We start from the raw sequence: 18,835 nt of genomic DNA on the forward strand, positions 1-18,835 counted from the left end.
TGGGGGCTCTCCCCCTGCAAAAGTAGGACGCGGCTGGGTCACCCGGCACCACCAGACGGTGGTGTCTTTTTTTGTGTTTCCGCACGGACGCAGGTCGTCCGGCGGAACGCACGAGCGGAGCCGGCCTATGGGTTGAGCCGCATGGCAGCTGGCTTCTGGTCTGCGGCGCGGCCGCGCGGAGCCATGCTTCTTAAAACGAAGCGTTGTCCGCACCTCCCAGGCCGGATACCTTCCAAAATCGAGATTTGCGAAGGCTTTTCAGTATGCCCTGAATCAGGAAAGACCGATCCGCCACGATCTCCAGCCGGAAACCCGGTCCATCGATAACAACCGGATGGAACGGGGCATCCATAGTTTTGCCGTAGGACGGAACAAATGGATGTTTTCCCGAACCCCGCAGGGAGCGCGGGTCAGTGCGGCGGTGTACAGCCTGATCGATACGGCGAAAGCGAACGGTCTGCATCCGGAAGCGTCCCTGACCAATCTAATGGACATGTTCCCGAACCTGCCGTCGATGGAAGCGGACGGACTGGAAGTCTATCTTCCCTGGTCCGACTCCCTTCCCGACTCGCTGCGCCAGAAATAACAAGGCACCTGCTCGTATAGGAAGCCGTCTGTTCGATAAAGCGGCGCTTCGGAAGGCCCGGCGGGGACGCCGATGGGATCAGCGCCGTCCGAAGATCCTTTCCTAGACCGGACCGGTCTGGGAAATAGCTGAGGCAAGCCTCACGGCAAGCTTCCGCCGAGGCCTGGAGAAGCGCCGCCGTCCTTCCACCTGTTCGACCATCTTCCCGAAAGGGAGGGTTTCTTTTTTGTCTTCTATTTACTTATTCTTTGACGCTTACGTTATGAGAACGGAAGCGTCAGTTATGAGACGAACCTGCTCTGAAGTGAGACTCCGCCGCATCTGCGCTTCCCCGCTTCGGCAGCCGAAACGCGTCCGGCTGCAGGTGCAGCCAGGAAGCGGTACACCATTCAATAAACGCCCCTTTATATATAAACCGGTACCAGCAGCAGCCTGGTTCTTCAGGCCTGCAAAAGCTGCCGTTTCTTCCATAGATACCAGCATCCTTCGTTTGGAAAAATGAATTCCCGGATTTTCTGCGGCTTTCAGGGCCGCGGCTTTTTTATTGTCATTCGGTCTCTTTCTTCTCATTTCCTCCTATCTATTCCAGTATCTATGGTTCATTTAGGAGATAATTGTCTCTTTGAATAGTGTGAATAGTTGAACTATGATCATTTTCTTGACTATTGTACATGTGATTGTTAATCTACTGATAATATTTTCAGGCAGGGGAAAGGAGAATGAAACATGTGGGAAGATAAGTTTGCAAAAGAGGGTCTGACATTTGATGATGTACTGCTGCTTCCGGATGAGTCCAATGTACTACCAAATCAAGTGTCTGTCGCAACGGAGCTTTCTGAAACGTTAAAGCTCAACATCCCGGTCATCAGTGCCGGTATGGACACTGTTACAGAAGCAGATATGGCGATTGCCATGGCGCGTGCCGGAGGGCTCGGTATTGTGCACAAGAACATGTCCATTGAAGAGCAGGCTGAACAAATTGACCGCGTGAAGCGGTCTGAAAGCGGCGTTATTACAAATCCCTTCCACCTGACTGAAGACCACCAAGTATTCGATGCAGAGCACTTGATGGGAAAATACCGTATTTCCGGTGTGCCGATCGCAGATGAAGATGAAAAACTCGTCGGCATTATTACGAACCGGGATCTCCGTTTCATTGAAGATTACTCCATTCCGATCAAAGAAGTGATGACAAGCTCCAACCTGGTGACGGCTCCCGTCGGCACCACGCTGAAGGAAGCGCAGGATATTCTGCAGCGCCACCGTATTGAAAAGCTGCCGCTTGTCGACAGTGAAAACCGCCTAAAAGGGCTCATTACCATTAAAGATATTGAGAAAGCTATCGAATTTCCACAGGCAGCCAAAGACGCACAGGGCCGCCTTGTCGTCGGTGCTGCTGTCGGTGTCGGGGGCGATGCCGACTCCCGTGCAAAAGCACTCGTCGAAGCCGGACTCGATGTCCTCGTCATTGATACAGCACACGGGCATTCCCGCGGCGTCATTGAAAAAGTAAGAGAATTCCGCAGTCTTTACCCGGATCTGAACATCGTAGCCGGCAATGTCGCTACCGCTGAAGCAACCCGCGCACTGATTGAAGCCGGCGCGAACATCATTAAAGTCGGTATCGGACCGGGATCCATCTGTACGACCCGCGTCGTGGCCGGTATCGGCGTGCCGCAGATCACCGCCGTATACGATTGTGCGACAGAAGCGAGAAAACATGGCGTTCCGATCATTGCAGACGGCGGAATTAAATATTCCGGTGAAATTACAAAAGCACTCGCTGCAGGCGGTCACGCTGTCATGCTCGGCAGCATGCTCGGCGGTGTATCCGAAAGCCCCGGAGAACGGGAAATTTATCAGGGACGCCAGTTTAAAGTTTACCGCGGCATGGGCTCGATCAGTGCAATGGAAAAAGGAAGCAAGGACCGCTATTTCCAGGAAGAAGAGAAAAAACTTGTTCCGGAAGGGATCGAAGGACGTATTCCTTACAAAGGACCGCTGCAGGACACACTGCACCAGCTCGTCGGCGGTCTGCGTGCAGGCATGGGCTACTGCGGCACAGCAACGATCGAAGAGCTGCAGGAGCGGGGACGTTTTATTCGGATTACCAACGCCGGGTTGAAAGAAAGTCACACGCATGACGTACAGATCACAAAAGAATCACCGAACTATTCGTAATAACTGCGCTGTTATGCCGTTTCTGCGACGATAGATAGGGGTCTCCCCTATCTATTTTTTTTACCCGCATTGTGATAAAATACCGCATGTATGTGTTGAAAATACGCAGTACGTCCACCCTGAAAAAGACAGGGATCTGATAGAACTACAGCAGAACCGCTGATGAAGGAGAGTTGCATGGCAATGAGGGGAGCACGAATGAAACTGGGTCTTGCCGGAATTACCGCAGGAGCCGTACTTACCGTTGGGACAATTCCGGCAGCGGCTGAATTTCAGCCGTCTGTCGAGACATTAATGCTGGTGGATGCAGAAACAGGACAGGTGCTGTTTGATCAAAATACCGATCATCCGCTGCCGCCGGCGAGCATGACAAAGATGATGAGCGAATATTTAATACTGGAAGCGATCAATAACGGCGACCTTTCCTGGGACGACGAGATCAGCATCAGCGATTTTCACGCAGATCTCTCGCATAACCCTGGGCTCTCGAACGTGATGCTGCGTACAGACCAGCAGTATACCGTCCAGGAGCTGTATGAGTCCGTTGCGATCTATTCCGCCAATGCTTCCACGATGGCACTCGGAGAGCACATCGCAGGCTCAGAAGGGGCTTTTGTGGAGCAGATGAATGAGCGCGGTGTGGAAATCGGCATGGGCGAGCTGATGAGAGAAGCCGGATCGGAATACGGCCTTGACGAACTGAGCGCAGTGTTTGAAGAGCAGCTCGGCGACTTTCAGTTTGTTAACTCGACCGGTCTGCCGAACCGCCTGCTCGAAGGGGATCACCCTGAAGGCACCGGTGCTGAAGAGGATAACTACATGTCCGCCGAAGCGACAGCGACACTTGCCTACCGGCTGATCAGCGACTACCCGGAGGTGCTGGATACAGCGAGCATTCCGCAGATGACGTTCCGTGAAGGAACCGATGATGCGGTCGATATGATGAACTGGAACTGGATGCTTCCGGGTACGCAGCAGCCGGACTCTGACTACGAACCGATCGATGGATTGAAAACGGGCCACACGAACGCTGCCGGCTATACGTTTACCGGCACGGCAGAGAAAGACGGCCGCCGTCTGATCAGTGTGGTAATGGGAGCGGATTCGGAAAGCCACCGCTTTACAGAAACAGAAAGCGTCATGGAGTGGGGCTTTGAGAATTTTGAAGAAGCTGAAGTGTTCCCGGCCGGCACAACGCCGTCCGGACAGGAAACGCTCGATGTGGCCAAAGGACTCGAGGAAGAGGTCGGACTGATTACGACCGACGCGGTTTCCATGGTGGTTCAGGATGGAGAGGAAGAGGCGTTCACCTCCCGCGTGGAGATGGATGAAAGTCTTCTGACGGAAGACGGCGCCCTCGAAGCTCCGGTCGAAGAAGGGGAAGTGGTCGGTCAGGTGGTCCTCGAGTATACCGGTGACCGGGAAATTAACTACCTTCCGGGGGCAGAGGAAGCGGAAATGACGGTGGACATCGTTACGACAGACGCAGTCGAACGTGCTGGATGGATGTCACTGACGATGTCGAACATCAGCTCCTTTTTTGCAGGTCTCTGGAGCAACGTCTCTACGACCGTCCGCGGCTGGTTCTAACGCCGTGCAGAAGGCTTGAAAGCGGCCCCGGGCTCTGTTAGAATTAACTGCTGAGGTCAATGAATTATTTTTGCAGTTCCGAGTGATTTCCGGATGATTTCACTCGCTGATTCGTTATAATAGAAGAGGAACGATTTCGATAAATGCAGCACACCGTCTCCAGCAGATGGAGATGAAGGACGGAAAGGGGATCATCATGGTAAAACAGACAGGGACTGACCGCGTCAAGCGCGGAATGGCAGAAATGCAGAAGGGCGGCGTCATCATGGACGTCATCAATGCAGAACAGGCAAGAGTAGCGGAGGAAGCCGGTGCCGTAGCCGTTATGGCACTCGAGCGTGTTCCATCCGATATCCGTGCTGCCGGCGGCGTAGCACGCATGGCTGATCCGACGATCGTAGAGGAAGTGCGGGATGCGGTATCGATTCCAGTGATGGCAAAGGCCCGTATCGGCCACATCGTGGAAGCGCGTCTTCTGGAAGCACTCGGCGTGGACTATATCGATGAGAGTGAAGTACTCACACCGGCGGATGAAGTATTCCACCTGAACAAAGCGGATTACACGGTACCATTCGTCTGCGGCGCGAAAGATCTCGGGGAAGCGACACGCCGTATTGGAGAAGGTGCCTCCATGCTCCGTACAAAAGGGGAGCCGGGAACAGGAAACATCGTGGAAGCAGTACGCCATCAGCGCCTCATCCAGGGCCAGGTGCGCAAAGTACTGAACATGTCTGACGATGAGCTGATGACGGAAGCGAAAAACCTCGGTGCACCGTTCCACGTCCTGCAGGATATTCGTGAAAACGGACGTCTGCCGGTCGTCAACTTCGCAGCAGGCGGTATTGCAACGCCTTCGGATGCCGCACTGATGATGCACCTCGGTTCGGACGGCGTGTTCGTCGGCTCTGGTATTTTCAAATCGGACAACCCGGCGAAGTTTGCACGGGCGATTGTAGAAGCAACGACACATTACGAAGATTTCGCATTGATCGCGGAACTGTCCAAAGGTCTTGGCACAGCCATGCCGGGAATTGAAATTTCCGCACTGGAAGCGAAAGACCGTATGCAGGACCGCGGCTGGTAATAGGGAAAGAAAGGGTGGTTCGATGATGAACATCGGCGTATTAGCATTACAGGGAGCTGTCCGTGAACACGTCAAGGCACTGGAGGCTCCGGATGTCGAAGTGACCGTCATCAAGAAAGTAGAGCAGCTCGAACAGATGGACGGTCTCGTTTTTCCGGGGGGAGAAAGCACGACGATGCGCCGCCTCATCAATCTGTACGGATTTTATGAGCCGCTGAAAGCTTTTGCCGCAGCAGGAAAGCCGATCTTCGGGACCTGCGCCGGAGCCATTCTGATGGCAAAAGAAATTGCAGGCCAGGCAGAGCCTCATCTTTCGGTGATGGATATGACCGTGGAGCGCAATGCATTCGGCCGTCAGCGGGAGAGCTTTGAAGCACTGCTATCCATGAAAGGTATCGGTGACGATGTCGAAGCGGTATTTATCCGTGCGCCGATCATTCGTACCACCGGCACGCAGGTGGACGTACTTGCAGAGTACGATGGCCGGATCGTCGCTGCCCAGCAGGGACCGTTCCTCGCCTGCTCCTTCCACCCGGAACTGACAGATGACGACCGCTTCCATCAGTACTTTGTTCAGATGGTGCGCGAGTCGCTGGCGGAACCGGCTGTTTAAACAAACATGATGCGCTGAAAGGAACAAGTACCAGAACACTCTTTCTTCAGAGAGCCGGTGGCTGCTGCGAACCGGTGAAAGAGCCTGGGAATCCATCCTGGAGCAGGAGTTTATACTCCCGGCCTCTCCGCCGTTACCGGATGAAGCTGGAGGTATTCATGCCTCAACCAGGGTGGCAACGCGGTTATTCATCGTCCCTGCACATATCGTGCAGGGGCGTTTTTTCATTCTAATTACTAAAGGAGAGGATTACACATGCTGGATATTAAAGTGCTGCGTCAGGACATGGCCGGGGTACGGGAAAAGCTTTCGAAACGAAATGAGGACATTTCTGCGCTGGATCACGTGGAAGAGCTCGATACCCAGCGCCGGGAGCTGATTCAGCAGACAGAAGAGCTGAAGAGCCGGAGAAATACGGTGTCTCAGGAGATATCGGAAATGAAAAAAGAGAAAAAGGATGCCTCTGATGTCATTGCGGAAATGAAAAAAGTATCGGCCGAAATTAAAAAACTCGATGAAGAGCTCCGGGAGATCGAGGAAAAGCTGGATTACGCTCTGCTGACCATTCCGAACATTCCCCACGAAGATGTACCAGTGGGAGAAGACGAAGAGGATAACGTCGAGATCCGTGCGTGGGGCGAGAAACCATCTTTTTCGTTTGAGAAAAAAGCTCACTGGGATCTCGTGACGGAGCTGGACATTGCCGACTTTGAACGGGCATCCAAAGTGACCGGAAGCCGCTTTGTCTTCTACAAAGGGCTCGGCGCACGGCTGGAGCGCGCGCTGATTAACTTTATGATGGATACGCACCAGGACCGTCACGGCTATACGGAAGTGCTTCCGCCATATATGGTGAACCGGGACAGCATGACCGGTACCGGACAGCTGCCAAAGTTTGAAGAGGATGCGTTTCAGATTCAGGAGGAGGATTACTTCCTTATCCCGACGGCGGAAGTGCCGGTGACGAATATGCACCGCGACGAAATTTTAACGAATGAGGACCTGCCGAAAGCGTACACGGCGTACAGCGCCTGCTTCCGTTCTGAAGCCGGTTCTGCCGGGCGGGATACACGCGGCCTGATCCGCCAGCATCAGTTTAATAAAGTAGAGCTCGTCCGTTTTACGAAACCGGAAGATTCCTATGCCGAGCTGGAAACGCTCACCTCCCACGCAGAAACCATTCTCCAGGAACTGGGACTTCCGTACCGCGTGCTGAACATGTGCACCGGCGATCTCGGTTTTACGGCAGCGAAAAAATACGATATTGAAGTGTGGCTGCCGAGCTATGAGGACTATAAAGAAATTTCCTCCTGCAGTAACTTTGAATCATTTCAGGCTCGGCGTGCAAATATCCGCTTTAAGCGGGAGGCGAAATCGAAGACAGAATTCGTTCATACGCTGAATGGATCCGGTCTTGCCGTCGGAAGAACGGTGGCTGCGATCATTGAGAACTATCAGCAGGAAGATGGAAGCGTTGCTGTTCCGGACGTACTTCAGCCGTATATGGGCGGACGAACACACATCGGACGCGACTGATACAGAAGAATATAGAAAAATACAGAAGAAACGACCTTCCTTTACGGGATGGTCGTTTTTTTATAACTATACAGAAGAGCAAAATGTGCACATTCAAACTATTTCGATAATCGAAAATTTCGGAATATGCGATATCAGGCTGATTACCTTTTTCGGCAGACAGAAAAGTAACAATGTCCACGTAGAACAAACAGCATATATGAATAATTATTCAACTATACTAATATATTTTATGAATATACACCGAAAACCGAAGTGATACAGGATGGAAAAAAGCATCCACACAGAAGCAGAAACTTTTGCATTCCCGTTTTGAACGAAATGTAAGCGGAAAAGAATTTAAAAAACATTGTAAGAAAATTTCTGAAAATGGTATACAATTATGCAATTGGTTGTTTATAATACGAGTTGGGTCAATGGGAATTGGCAGAAAAGGGGTATTGTTCCTATATCTTTCTTTTTTCAGCCTTAAGAATGAGTCTTCATTCATATTACTTAGCCTCACGAAAAAAACAGTACCTTGGTTGGGTGCCGCCTGACAGAACGGTATGGTAGACTAAGTAAACCCTATTTCGGAATAATGAAAATTTTTTCAAAAATCAGTGGATTGTGAGATTTTTATACATAGGGGTCCAGCGGAAGAAAACAGGTAAAGGATGGGTGCATCATGAATCAGCAGGAACCGCTGCTTGAAGTGGATGGGTTACATACCGGATTTACGATCGATGGAGACATGCATTATGCCGTCAACAACGTGTCGTTTTCCGTAAAACCGAAAGAAGTCGTCTGCATCGTCGGAGAGTCCGGCTGCGGCAAGAGTGTCATGTCATTATCGATCATGGATTTGTTGCCGAAGCATAACGGAAAAATCGATAAGGGTGCGATTCGTTTTCAGGGAAGGGATCTAACGATGCTTTCTGATAAGGAAATGAATCATATCCGCGGACGCGATATCAGCATGATCTTCCAGGAGCCGATGACCGCATTAAACCCGGTGCTGACAATCGGTTTCCAGATGGATGAAGTGCTCATGAATCATACGGATCTAAAAGCGGATGAAATCCGCCGGCGGAGCGTGTCGCTTCTCGATCAGGTCGGCATTTCACGCTCGGATCAGATCGTGAATGAATACCCGCACCAGCTGTCCGGCGGTATGCGGCAGCGGGTGATGATCGCGATGGCGATTGCCTGCCAGCCGAAGCTTCTCATTGCCGATGAGCCGACGACCGCGCTTGATGTGACGGTGCAGGCCCAGATTCTCGAATTGATCCAGAAAATTCAGGATGAGGTCGGTATGGCGATGCTGTTGATTACACATGATCTCGGTGTGGTCGCGGAAATGGCGGACCGTGTTGTTGTGATGTACGCCGGCCAGGTCGTAGAGGATACAGACGTGGACACGCTTTTCCACGATCCGAAGCACCCTTATACGAAGGCGCTTCTCCGCTCGATTCCCCGTATGGATGAAAAGCAGGAAGAGCTCGACACGATTAAAGGTATCGTTCCATCGCTGAAAAATATGCCGCAGCAGGGGTGCCGGTTTGTCGACCGCTGTCCGGAAGCGATGGACAAGTGCCGGGAAATTGATCCGCAGCTCGGCGAGGAAGCACAAAACCACGCCGTACGCTGCCTCTTATACGACGCCAGTTTCCCAAATGAACAGAAGCAGCGGGGGGTGGGCTCATGACGCAGGAATCGACAGAGTATCTACTTCAGGTCCACGAGCTTAAGAAATACTATCCGGTCCGCGGCGGTCTGCTCCAGCGCCGGGTAGGAGACGTTAAAGCCGTTGATAACATCTCGCTCGATTTAAAACGCGGCGAAACGTTCGGTCTTGTCGGGGAGTCCGGGTGCGGAAAATCCACCGCCGGACGCACGATTACACGTCTGTTTAAACCGACGGCCGGCTCAATCACGTTTGAAGGAAAAGATATTACGAAGTTGAGAGGCTCCGAGCTCCGCAGTCTGCGTCAGGATATCCAGATGGTGTTTCAGGATCCGTACGCCTCGTTAAACCCGCGCCAGATGGTCGGAAGCGTCGTTTCCGAACCGCTTGTCAATTACGGCTACGGCAGCGAAGCGAAACTAAAAGATGAAGTCATGCAGCTGCTCGAACGCGTCGGTCTTCCCGCGGATGCCTACTACAAATATCCGCACGAATTTTCCGGCGGCCAGCGCCAGCGGATCGGCATTGCCCGGGCGCTCGCGCTGAAACCGAAGCTGATCGTCGCCGATGAGCCGGTATCCGCGCTCGACGTATCCGTTCAGTCGCAGGTGCTGAACCTGTTAAAGGAACTGCAGGAGGAATTCAATCTGACGCTTTTGTTCATTGCCCACGACCTGAGTGTCGTAAAGCACATGAGCGACCGGATCGGTGTCATGTATCTCGGGAATCTCGTTGAGGTAGCAGATGCAGAAGATATCTACCGCGATCCGAAGCATCCGTACACGCAGGCGCTGATCTCCGCTATTCCACAGCCGGATCCGCGCAAAAAGAGTGACCGGATCATTCTCTCCGGAGATGTGCCGAGTCCGCAGAATCCGCCGACCGGCTGTCCGTTCCACCCGCGCTGTCCGAAGGCGATGCCGGAATGCAGCGCTGATAAACCTCAGTTGAAGGAGGTGAACCGCGATCACCGCGTTTCCTGTCTGCTGTACGAGTAGACAGTGCTTCAGCTGACGGCCAGGTACCACATAATTTTTATACCAATTTGAAGGGGGAAATGGGAATGAAACGATCCAAGTATCTACTCGGCGCCTCGCTCATCTCAGCAACACTGATTGCTGCAGCATGCGGCGGCGAAGGGGAAAACAATGAGGGCAACACAGGCAATACGGACAACGGCGGCAACAACGCCGACGCACAGGAAGAGAATGCAGATGCTGATGCGGACGCAGACGCAGACGCGGACGCCGATACAGACGGAGAAAACGCCGAAGAAGGAAACAATACCGCAGACGAAGGCGGCGAGCCGTCTGAAGGCGGATCCGTTACATACGGGTACACAGCTCCATTTGCAGGTGTGATGGACTGGGCATTCTACGAAGGCGCGGATGACAGCTATCCACTCACGATCTTCAACCAGGGTACGCTTTACAATGTAAACTCCGATAACGACTTTGAGCTCGAGCCGATGCTCGCTTCGGACTGGGAATGGTCGGACGACAACCGTACAATCACCTTTACTCTTGAAGAAGGCGTTATGTGGCATAATGGCGAAGAGCTGACGGCAGAAGACTTCGAGTTTGCCTACGAAGTGATCGGCCACCCGGACTACCAGGGACCGCGTGCCTACACGGTAGAAGGCATCGAAGGTTTTGAAGCATACAATGCCGGTGAAACAGAAGAATTTGAAGGCGTCAACGTCGTGGACGACTATACGCTGGAAGTGACATTCAATGAAGTGCGTGCAAACAACCTGGAGAACCTCTGGTCCTATCCAATGGCGAAAGCACACCTCGAAGGCGTCGACATTGCGGAAATGGGCGAAGCAGAAGAGATCCGCCAGAATCCAGTCGGCCTCGGACCGTTTGAAGTCTCCAACATCGTACCGGGAGAGCAGATTGAATTTACGGCGTTTGAAGACTACTGGGAAGGTGCACCGAACCTCGATGAAGTGACGTACCGCATCGTAGACGGCGCACAGGCAGGCGAGCTGCTTGCGCAGGGTGAAGTAGATATCATTGAACTTGAGCCGTCCCAGGCAGGACCGCTTGAAGGAAATGAAGATGTCACGATTGAAACGATCGAAGCACTCTCTTACGGCTACCTCGGCTTCAAGCTGGGCGAGTGGAACGGCGAAGAGAATGTCATGAATCGTGAGAAGCTGCAGGATAAAGAGCTCCGTCATGCGATTGCGCACGCAATTGACCGTGAAGGTATCGTCGAAGAATTCTCCGAAGGCTATGGCACGGTCATCAATGCACCGGAATCCAACATCCGCTGGTCCTACCCGGATGAGTCTACGCTGAACCAGTATGAATTCGACATCGAAACGTCCCAGCAGATGCTTGCAGATGCCGGCTATGAAGATGTTAACGGCGACGGCTATGTGGAAGATCCGGACGGAAATGAGCTTGTGCTGAACCTTGCTGCCATGGATGTGCCGGCAGATATCGCTGAGCCGCGCGCGCAGTACATTCTGCAGACGCTTCAGGAAGCAGGACTGAACGCACAGCTGATGGACGGACAGCTTTACGAATTCAACCTGTTCTATGACCTCGTTGAAGGCGATGATGAAAACATCGACCTATTCCTCGGCGCATGGGGACTGGCGACAGCCGACCCGGATCCATCCGGCCTGTGGCGCTCCGACGATCTGTGGAACTACACCCGCTGGGTAAACGAAGAGTCGGATGAGCTTCTCACAGAAGGTCTGTCTGAAGAAGCGCTTGACCGTGACTACCGTCAGGAAGTGTACCAGGAGTGGTTCCAGCTCGTAAACGAAGAGCTGCCGATGCTTCCACTGAACTCTCCGGAAGATATCTACGGCATCAACAGCAATGTCGGTGGTGTCTCTGTTGACGTTACGTCTGCTGCCGGTGACGCACACGAATGGTACGTCGAAGAGGAGTAATTCTCCCGTAACTTTACCAGCAAGGAGAAATGACCATGCTAATTTATACGCTACGCCGTATTCTCATCATGATTCCTATCCTGTTCATGGTCTCCATCGTGGTATTTTCCCTGGCATTAGCGATGCCGGGGGATGCCCTCTCCGGGCAGATTGATCCTACGAATGCAGATCCGGAATATATTGAAGAGCGTCGGGAAGAGCTCGGACTGAATGATCCCATTCATGTACAGTACGGCAGCTGGGCGGCCAACATTCTTCAATGGGATTTCGGACGGTCATTCCAGCACCAGATGGATGTGACACAGCTGATCGGAACGAGACTTCCGAATACGATTCTTCTTTCCGTCATGTCCTTAATTATTACCTACATACTGGCGTTTTATATGGGGAAATATGCAGGACGGAATCCGTATACCAAGGGTGACTATGCTGTGCAGGGCGTCAACTATCTGATGCTTGCTATTCCAAGCTTTGTCGCCGCACTGTTTGCCATCTTTATTTTCGCCTTCCAGCTCGGCTGGTTCCCATCGACAGGAAGTGTCGGCTCCGGGCTCGAGCAGGGGACGATGGCGTACTGGGGAAGTAAGATTTACCATACGTTCCTTCCGGCGCTCGTTCTCGGGATGCTGACGACGGCCAGCTACACGCAGTTTCTGCGTAACGATATGGTGGAAAGTGCGCAGAAGGATTACGTCCGCACCGCGCGTGCAAAAGGAACGGATGAAAATACGATTTACAACAAGCACATTCTGCGGAATTCGATCATTCCGATCGTAACGCTGTTCGGTTTTGATATCGCAAGCATTATCGGCGGCGCGGTCATTATTGAAACGATCTTTTCCTACCGGGGGATCGGGGAGCTGCTCGTCGCTTCCATCAGCAACCGTGATTCCGCTGTCGTCATGGCTATTTTCTTAATGCTGTCGGTGGCGACGCTCATCGGGAACCTGCTCGCAGATTTACTGTACGGCATCATCGATCCAAGAATCCGGGTCGGGTAAAGGGGGAGAAACATCTTGGAAGCAGCAGAGACAAATGCAGCGAAAGTAAAAATGAAGAAGCAGTCCCCCTGGACGATTGCAAGGCGGAAGCTGTTCAGCAATAAGCTGGCGATGATCAGTCTTGCCTTTCTTATTACCGTCACGGTGATGGCCTATGCAGCTCCACTTCTGACAGGGTATGATCCGAGCCGTGTCGATATCATGAGCCGTGGTCTTCCTCCGGGAGAAGGGCATATTTTAGGCACCGACTCTTCTGGAAGAGACATCTGGACGCTTCTTCTCTACGGCGCGCGGACATCGCTTACGATCGGTTTCGTCTGTATGTTTGCGATCGTCATCATTGCGACGTTCGTCGGTTCCGTTTCCGGCTATTTCGGCGGCTGGGTGGATGCCGTTCTGATGCGGTTTACCGACTTCATCATGAACTTTCCATTTCTCGTATTCGTGATCGTGCTGGCCTCGATCTTCCGCGGGGCGGGCATCTGGGCGCTTATCATCGTCCTGAGTGCTCTCTCCTGGACTGGTGCCGCTCGTGTTGTGCGCAGTAAGGTCATGTCGGAGAAGGAAAACGAGTACGTTATGGCCGCGACGTCGATCGGGGGCACCCCGTTTAAAGTGATCCGCAAGCACATCCTGCCGAACGTCATGACGACGATTATCGTGCAGGCGACACTGCTTCTCGCGGTCATGATCGTTGCGGAAACGGCGCTCAGCTTTCTCGGCTTCGGTGTTCCTCAGGGGACACCGAGCTGGGGGAACATGATGACGGAAGCGCGCGATCCGAACGTCATCCGGACGCAGTGGTGGGTCTGGATTCCACCGGGTCTTGCCATTACGTTTACGATCCTTGCGATCAACTTCATCGGGGAAGGGTTCAAGGATGCCTTCAACCCGCGCTCGATCCGTTAACGTAGAAAACTATGCCGGAGCAGTCTCCGGCGGACAGGAACAGGTGTCTCTGCCGGAAAACGGCGGCGGGCACCTGTTTTTCTTTGTTTCGCGGGGAAAACCAGCCCGAAGTTCCCTCTTGCCAGATTCGTGCTCGCGCGCTACGATGAAAAGAGAGTGGAAGGAGCGTCTTTCGTGTCAGAAGAAACATGGATGAGAGAAGCATTACAGGAAGCGGCGAAAGCCGAGGCGATCGGGGAAGTGCCGATCGGTGCCGTCGTCGTTTTCGACGGAGATGTAATCGGCCGGGGCCATAACCGCAGAGAATGTGACCAGCAGGGAAGTGCCCATGCGGAAATGATTGCCATTGAAGAAGCGTGCCGGACCATCGGAAGCTGGCGGCTCGAAGAATGTACGATCTACGTGACACTGGAACCGTGCCCGATGTGCGCCGGAGCGATTATCCAGTCCCGGATTGACCACGTCGTGTTTGCTGCGTGGGATCCGAAGGCCGGCTGCTGCGGGACGCTGATGAATCTGGTCCAGGATGAGCGCTTCAACCATCAGGCGTCGCTGTCTGCGGGCGTCCTGGAGGAAGAGAGCGCAGAGATGCTGCGGCAGTTTTTCCGCGGCATCCGTCAGAAGAAAAAGGAGGCGAAACGACGTGAGACCGAATCAAATCTCTTTGGAAACCGCCCAGATGATGAGTGAGAAGCTGAATATGCCGATCGAGCATGTCATGCATACACCGCCGCACATTCTAATGGCGAAGCTTGCACAGAAAGAGCAGGAAGCTGAGAAAAACGAATCAGATTCTGCGAAATGATTGCATTCTAAAATCAGAAACGCTATACTGAAAGTCGCGTCAAAATGACGCCTGAATATGTTATCAACTTTGTCGTGCTAGGCGGGGAGGCAGCGGTGCCCTGTACTCGCAATCCGCTACAGCGAGGCTGAATTCCTCTCTGAGGCCGCACGGCTCTCATGGTCTGCCCCAGGTAAGTGGTGTTGACATTTGGGTTCCACGCAACGGAATCCTGTGAATCCTGTCAGGTCCGGAAGGAAGCAGCAGTAAGCAGGTTCTTCCGTGTGCCGTGGAGTTGCCTGGATCGAGCAAACTGCCTGGGTAACGCTTGAGAGCCTGTGGTCGAGGAGAGGTGCACGGCATTTATAATGAAAACCACCAACCGTTACGGCAGCAGCTGTAACGGTTTTTTTGACCCTGCAGCAGCCAGCTGAAAAAGGACTTCCTATAGAAAACCCTGCAGCAGAACCGGACCTTCCGGCGCTTTCCCCATTTACGAAAAAAGCCGGAAAAAAGCGTCGTTTTCCAGGGAGAATGCTTTTGAAATCCCCTCTGGAGATGCGTATAATATAAAGGAGGAAAAGGAGCTGACGGCCGATGAGCTATCAAGCGCTGTACCGCGTCTGGCGGCCCCATACGCTGAAAGATATCGCGGGGCAGGACCATATTACGAAAACATTGAAAAACGCCCTCGTTCAGCAGAAGCTGTCGCATGCGTACTTGTTCACCGGACCGCGGGGGACGGGGAAAACCAGTGCTGCCAAAATTCTGGCCAAAGCCGTCAACTGCAGGCACGCGCCGGCAGAGGAGCCGTGCAACGAGTGTGATATCTGCCGCGGCATTTCCGATGGAAGCATCGTGGATGTCATGGAAATTGACGCAGCCAGCAACAACGGCGTGGACGAGATCCGGGATATCCGGGACAAAGTCCGCTTCGCCCCGAATACGGCAGCGTACAAAGTATACATTATTGATGAGGTGCACATGCTTACGACCGGCGCGTTCAATGCGCTGTTAAAGACGCTCGAGGAACCGCCGCCGCACGTCATGTTCATTCTGGCGACGACAGAGCCGCACAAAATTCCGCTCACGATTATCTCCCGCTGCCAGCGGTTCGATTTTAAGCGGATTACCTCCCACGCGATGCTTGCACGGATGCAGGAAATTGTCGCAGCAGATGAGATCGCGGTGGAGGAGGATGCGCTTTCCCTTGTGGCCCGCGTTTCCCAGGGCGGGATGCGGGATGCGCTGAGCCTGCTCGATCAGGCCGTATCCTTTGCGGAAGGAACGATTACAAAAGAAGATATTCTGGCGATTATCGGTTCGGTTTCCCAGGAGCATCTGTATGAGCTCGTCGAAGCGGTGCACAGCGGCAGTGTCGGTGAAGCGCTGAAGATGATCGATGAAATGATGCAGACGGGAAAAGATGCAAACCGGCTGATGGAGGACGTTATTTTCCTGCTCCGGGATATTTTAATGGTAAAAGCCGCGCCGCAGCTGGAGGAATCGCAGGACCGGCTTCACGGCGACGATTCCTTCCGGGAACTGAGCGAAAAGCTGGAGCAGGCGTGGCTGTTTCAGATGATGGAGAAACTGAATCACTTCCAGCAGGAGATGAAGTGGGCTACGCATCCGCAGCTGTTTCTCGAGATGTTTGCTGTGCAGGCGTCCCAGCAGACGACAGCCCTTCCGGCTTCCGGAGAATCGGCGCCGCAGAGCTCTACCGTGGAAGCACTGGAGCAGAAGATCGTTCACCTGGAGCGGACCGTGCAGAAGCTGCAGCGGGAAGGTGTCCCAGCTGCTTCCCAGCCACAGGCGGCGGAGCAGCCTGTCAAACAGGAAAAGCGGAGCAGAAATACCGGCCCGTCCCAGAAAAGCCGCGCTGTCGCCAAGCAGGTGGAGCGGATGCTGGAGCATGCCACCAAGCCGCAGCTGCAGCAGGTAAAGTCCAGCTGGGGGAACGTGCTGGAGCAGGTGAAGAAGCAGAGCATGCCTGCCTCCGCCTGGCTCAATGACTGTCAGCCGACGGCGGCTTCAGAGGAATACGTGGTGCTCGTATTCCGAAACGAAATGCACCGGAGCATGATCGATGAGAAGTTCCGGGAGCTGGTGGAATCCAGTGCGTCGCAGCAGTTCGGCGCAGCGGTGACGCTGTTGACTATTCTGGAAGCAGACTGGGAGAAAGTAAAAGAGAACTTTAAAAAACGGCAGAAAACGTCCCCGTCAGGCGAAGATAATGAAGAAAGCGGGGAGGAAGCTCCTCCAGAAGAAGAAAAAAACCCGCTGATCGATGAAGCCGTCCGGCTGGTCGGTGAAGATTTGCTCGAAATTAAAGAATAAGATAGCATGAAGACAACGATAGATTACTAGCAGAGAGGACGATGAAAATGAAAAACATGGGTAATATGATGAAGCAGATGCAGAAAATGCAGAAGGATATGGCGAAAGCGCAGGAGCAGCTGAAAGAAGAAACCGTTGAAGCAACGGCCGGCGGCGGCATGGTGAAAGTCATCGCAAGCGGGGACAAGCGCATTCTTGATATTCAAATGAACGAAGAAGCCGTCGACCCGGATGACGTGGAAATGCTCGAGGATCTCGTACTTGCTGCAACAAATGAAGCACTTGGAAAAGTCGACGAGCTTGTCGAAGAGCGGATGGGCAAGTTTACAAAAGGAATGAACATCCCGGGCATGATGTAAGTCCGGGTTTACGATCAGACCACATCAGCATACAGCCCCGGCTGTTCCTCCACTGACATGTAAAAGGGGGAGCAGCCTTTTTTCGAGCAGGGGCCGTTACACGGGAGGAATGACATGCAGTACCCACAGCCGATAGCTAAACTGATGGACAGCTTTATGCGCCTGCCCGGCATCGGGCCGAAAACCGCAGCCAGACTGGCGTTTCATGTATTGGATATGAAAGAAGACGACGTTCTGGATTTCGCCAGGGCTCTCGTCAGTGTAAAAAGAGAGCTCACTTACTGCTCTGTGTGCCACCATATTACCGATACCGACCCGTGCCGCATCTGTGATGATTCGTCGAGAGACCGCTCCATGATCTGTGTCGTCGAGCAGTCTAAAGATGTAATTGCCATGGAAAAGATGAAGGAGTACACCGGTCTTTACCATGTCCTTCATGGTGCGGTTTCTCCGGTGGACGGCATCGGCCCCGAGGATATCTACCTCCCGGATCTGCTGAAGCGGCTCCAGGATGAAGAGGTGCAGGAGCTGATCGTCGCAACCGATCCCAACATTGAAGGGGAAGCGACAGCAATGTATATTTCCAGGCTTGTCAAACCGACGGGTATCAGAGTGACACGGCTGGCGCACGGTCTGCCGGTCGGCGGCGATCTGGAATATGCAGATGAAGTAACACTTTCCAAGGCCATTGAAGGCCGCCGGGAATTTTAACGGGGAGGAATCATCATGGCAGCCAAAAAGAGAAAACTCCGCCGGACAAAAGACGATGAATTAATTTATTATCTTGATCAAATAAAAACCCGCCTCGATCAGCACGAAGCCTACTTGGAAAATTCGCTGGACGCCGGCGAGGATATTCAGGCACTTGCGCGCACGGAGCGCGCAAAATACTGGTTTCTTCTCCGCGAAGCCCGCGTGAGAGGCACGACATTCTACTAATAGAGAGAGTTTCCTGAATACCAGCAGCCACACGGTATTTCGAGCGCGGAGAAAAAATAAAAGAAAATCCTGAAGAATCCTTGACCGGAATTCTTCAGGATGGTATATTATTTCTTGTCGCCGAAAAAAGCGGCCGCGGAACAGCAGAGACGGAAAAAAGAATTTCAACATTCTCTTGACCTCATGCTTGTTATCGTGATATATTAATGAAGTCGCCAAATTGAGCGGCGGAAACGAAAAGCCCTTTGAAAACTAAACAAAAGACAAAAGTGAAGGAAAGAGAATGACACATTCTCTGTTCAATTTCAATTTGGAATCTAAGCCAGATTCCGTCTG

At 52.9% G+C, this 18,835-nt stretch carries 17 protein-coding genes, 1 other RNA gene and 1 other annotated feature; all 18 genes read left to right on the forward strand.

Annotation, left to right across the window (positions count from 1 at the left end):
* The first annotated feature begins 160 nt into the window (after positions 1–160).
* The 18 genes from C6I21_RS16830 to C6I21_RS16070 all read left to right on the forward strand — a co-directional run bounded on the left by C6I21_RS16830 (position 161) and on the right by C6I21_RS16070 (position 18,499).
* Positions 161–586: an IS66 family transposase gene (locus C6I21_RS16830; RefSeq protein ID WP_280953463.1), complete on the forward strand. Its 426-nt coding sequence runs from the start codon at positions 161–163 to the stop codon at positions 584–586.
* 726 nt (positions 587–1,312) lie between these two features.
* Positions 1,313–2,767, forward strand: coding sequence for an IMP dehydrogenase (gene guaB / locus C6I21_RS15985; RefSeq protein WP_105960477.1), 1,455 nt, complete (start codon positions 1,313–1,315; stop codon positions 2,765–2,767).
* Between the two features lie 198 nt (positions 2,768–2,965).
* On the forward strand, positions 2,966–4,357 hold the full coding sequence (locus C6I21_RS15990) for a D-alanyl-D-alanine carboxypeptidase family protein (protein ID WP_245411671.1): 1,392 nt from the start codon (positions 2,966–2,968) through the stop codon (positions 4,355–4,357).
* Positions 4,358–4,553: 196 nt separating this feature from the next.
* Positions 4,554–5,441 (forward strand): pyridoxal 5'-phosphate synthase lyase subunit PdxS, encoded by an 888-nt coding sequence (pdxS, locus tag C6I21_RS15995; protein ID WP_105960490.1) that lies wholly within the window; start codon positions 4,554–4,556, stop codon positions 5,439–5,441.
* A 22-nt stretch (positions 5,442–5,463) separates the two neighbouring features.
* The gene (gene pdxT / locus C6I21_RS16000) at positions 5,464–6,054 is read left to right on the forward strand and encodes a pyridoxal 5'-phosphate synthase glutaminase subunit PdxT (protein ID WP_105960479.1); all 591 of its coding nucleotides are present in this window, start codon (positions 5,464–5,466) and stop codon (positions 6,052–6,054) included.
* A 5-nt stretch (positions 6,055–6,059) separates the two neighbouring features.
* Positions 6,060–6,256: a binding site (T-box leader), on the forward strand.
* 53 nt (positions 6,257–6,309) lie between these two features.
* Positions 6,310–7,590, forward strand: a complete 1,281-nt coding sequence (gene serS / locus C6I21_RS16005) for a serine--tRNA ligase (RefSeq protein ID WP_105960480.1) — start codon at positions 6,310–6,312, stop codon at positions 7,588–7,590.
* Between the two features lie 667 nt (positions 7,591–8,257).
* Positions 8,258–9,277 (forward strand): ABC transporter ATP-binding protein, encoded by a 1,020-nt coding sequence (locus C6I21_RS16010; RefSeq protein WP_105960481.1) that lies wholly within the window; start codon positions 8,258–8,260, stop codon positions 9,275–9,277.
* Positions 9,274–10,254 carry an ABC transporter ATP-binding protein gene (locus C6I21_RS16015; protein ID WP_105960482.1) on the forward strand — a complete coding sequence of 327 codons (981 nt, stop codon included), beginning with the start codon at positions 9,274–9,276 and terminating at the stop codon, positions 10,252–10,254. Before C6I21_RS16010 ends, C6I21_RS16015 begins: the two co-directional genes overlap by 4 nt.
* 65 nt (positions 10,255–10,319) lie before the next feature.
* Complete coding sequence (opp4A, locus tag C6I21_RS16025) at positions 10,320–12,167, forward strand: oligopeptide ABC transporter substrate-binding protein (RefSeq protein WP_181186289.1); 1,848 nt, start codon at positions 10,320–10,322, stop codon at positions 12,165–12,167.
* 35 nt (positions 12,168–12,202) lie between these two features.
* Positions 12,203–13,168: an oligopeptide ABC transporter permease gene (gene opp4B / locus C6I21_RS16030; RefSeq protein ID WP_105960485.1), complete on the forward strand. Its 966-nt coding sequence runs from the start codon at positions 12,203–12,205 to the stop codon at positions 13,166–13,168.
* 51 nt (positions 13,169–13,219) lie between these two features.
* Complete coding sequence (opp4C, locus tag C6I21_RS16035; protein ID WP_105960491.1) at positions 13,220–14,077, forward strand: oligopeptide ABC transporter permease; 858 nt, start codon at positions 13,220–13,222, stop codon at positions 14,075–14,077.
* A 174-nt stretch (positions 14,078–14,251) separates the two neighbouring features.
* On the forward strand, positions 14,252–14,767 hold the full coding sequence (gene tadA, locus C6I21_RS16040) for a tRNA adenosine(34) deaminase TadA (protein WP_210200640.1): 516 nt from the start codon (positions 14,252–14,254) through the stop codon (positions 14,765–14,767).
* Positions 14,721–14,882 carry a YycC family protein gene (locus C6I21_RS16045; protein WP_105960486.1) on the forward strand — a complete coding sequence of 54 codons (162 nt, stop codon included), beginning with the start codon at positions 14,721–14,723 and terminating at the stop codon, positions 14,880–14,882. Before tadA ends, C6I21_RS16045 begins: the two co-directional genes overlap by 47 nt.
* Before the next feature lie 72 nt (positions 14,883–14,954).
* An RNA gene (gene ffs / locus C6I21_RS16050) (signal recognition particle sRNA large type) lies at positions 14,955–15,221 on the forward strand.
* Positions 15,222–15,458: 237 nt separating this feature from the next.
* Positions 15,459–17,201, forward strand: a complete 1,743-nt coding sequence (gene dnaX, locus C6I21_RS16055) for a DNA polymerase III subunit gamma/tau (RefSeq protein ID WP_105960487.1) — start codon at positions 15,459–15,461, stop codon at positions 17,199–17,201.
* Between the two features lie 41 nt (positions 17,202–17,242).
* Positions 17,243–17,560, forward strand: coding sequence for a YbaB/EbfC family nucleoid-associated protein (locus C6I21_RS16060; RefSeq protein WP_181186290.1), 318 nt, complete (start codon positions 17,243–17,245; stop codon positions 17,558–17,560).
* A gap of 114 nt (positions 17,561–17,674) precedes the next feature.
* Positions 17,675–18,271 carry a recombination mediator RecR gene (recR, locus tag C6I21_RS16065; protein WP_105960488.1) on the forward strand — a complete coding sequence of 199 codons (597 nt, stop codon included), beginning with the start codon at positions 17,675–17,677 and terminating at the stop codon, positions 18,269–18,271.
* Between the two features lie 15 nt (positions 18,272–18,286).
* Positions 18,287–18,499, forward strand: coding sequence for a YaaL family protein (locus C6I21_RS16070; protein ID WP_105960489.1), 213 nt, complete (start codon positions 18,287–18,289; stop codon positions 18,497–18,499).
* Positions 18,500–18,835 lie beyond the last annotated feature (336 nt).

The sequence above is a fragment of the Alkalicoccus urumqiensis genome, assembly GCF_002993335.1.
Taxonomy (GTDB): domain Bacteria; phylum Bacillota; class Bacilli; order Bacillales; family Salisediminibacteriaceae; genus Alkalicoccus; species Alkalicoccus urumqiensis.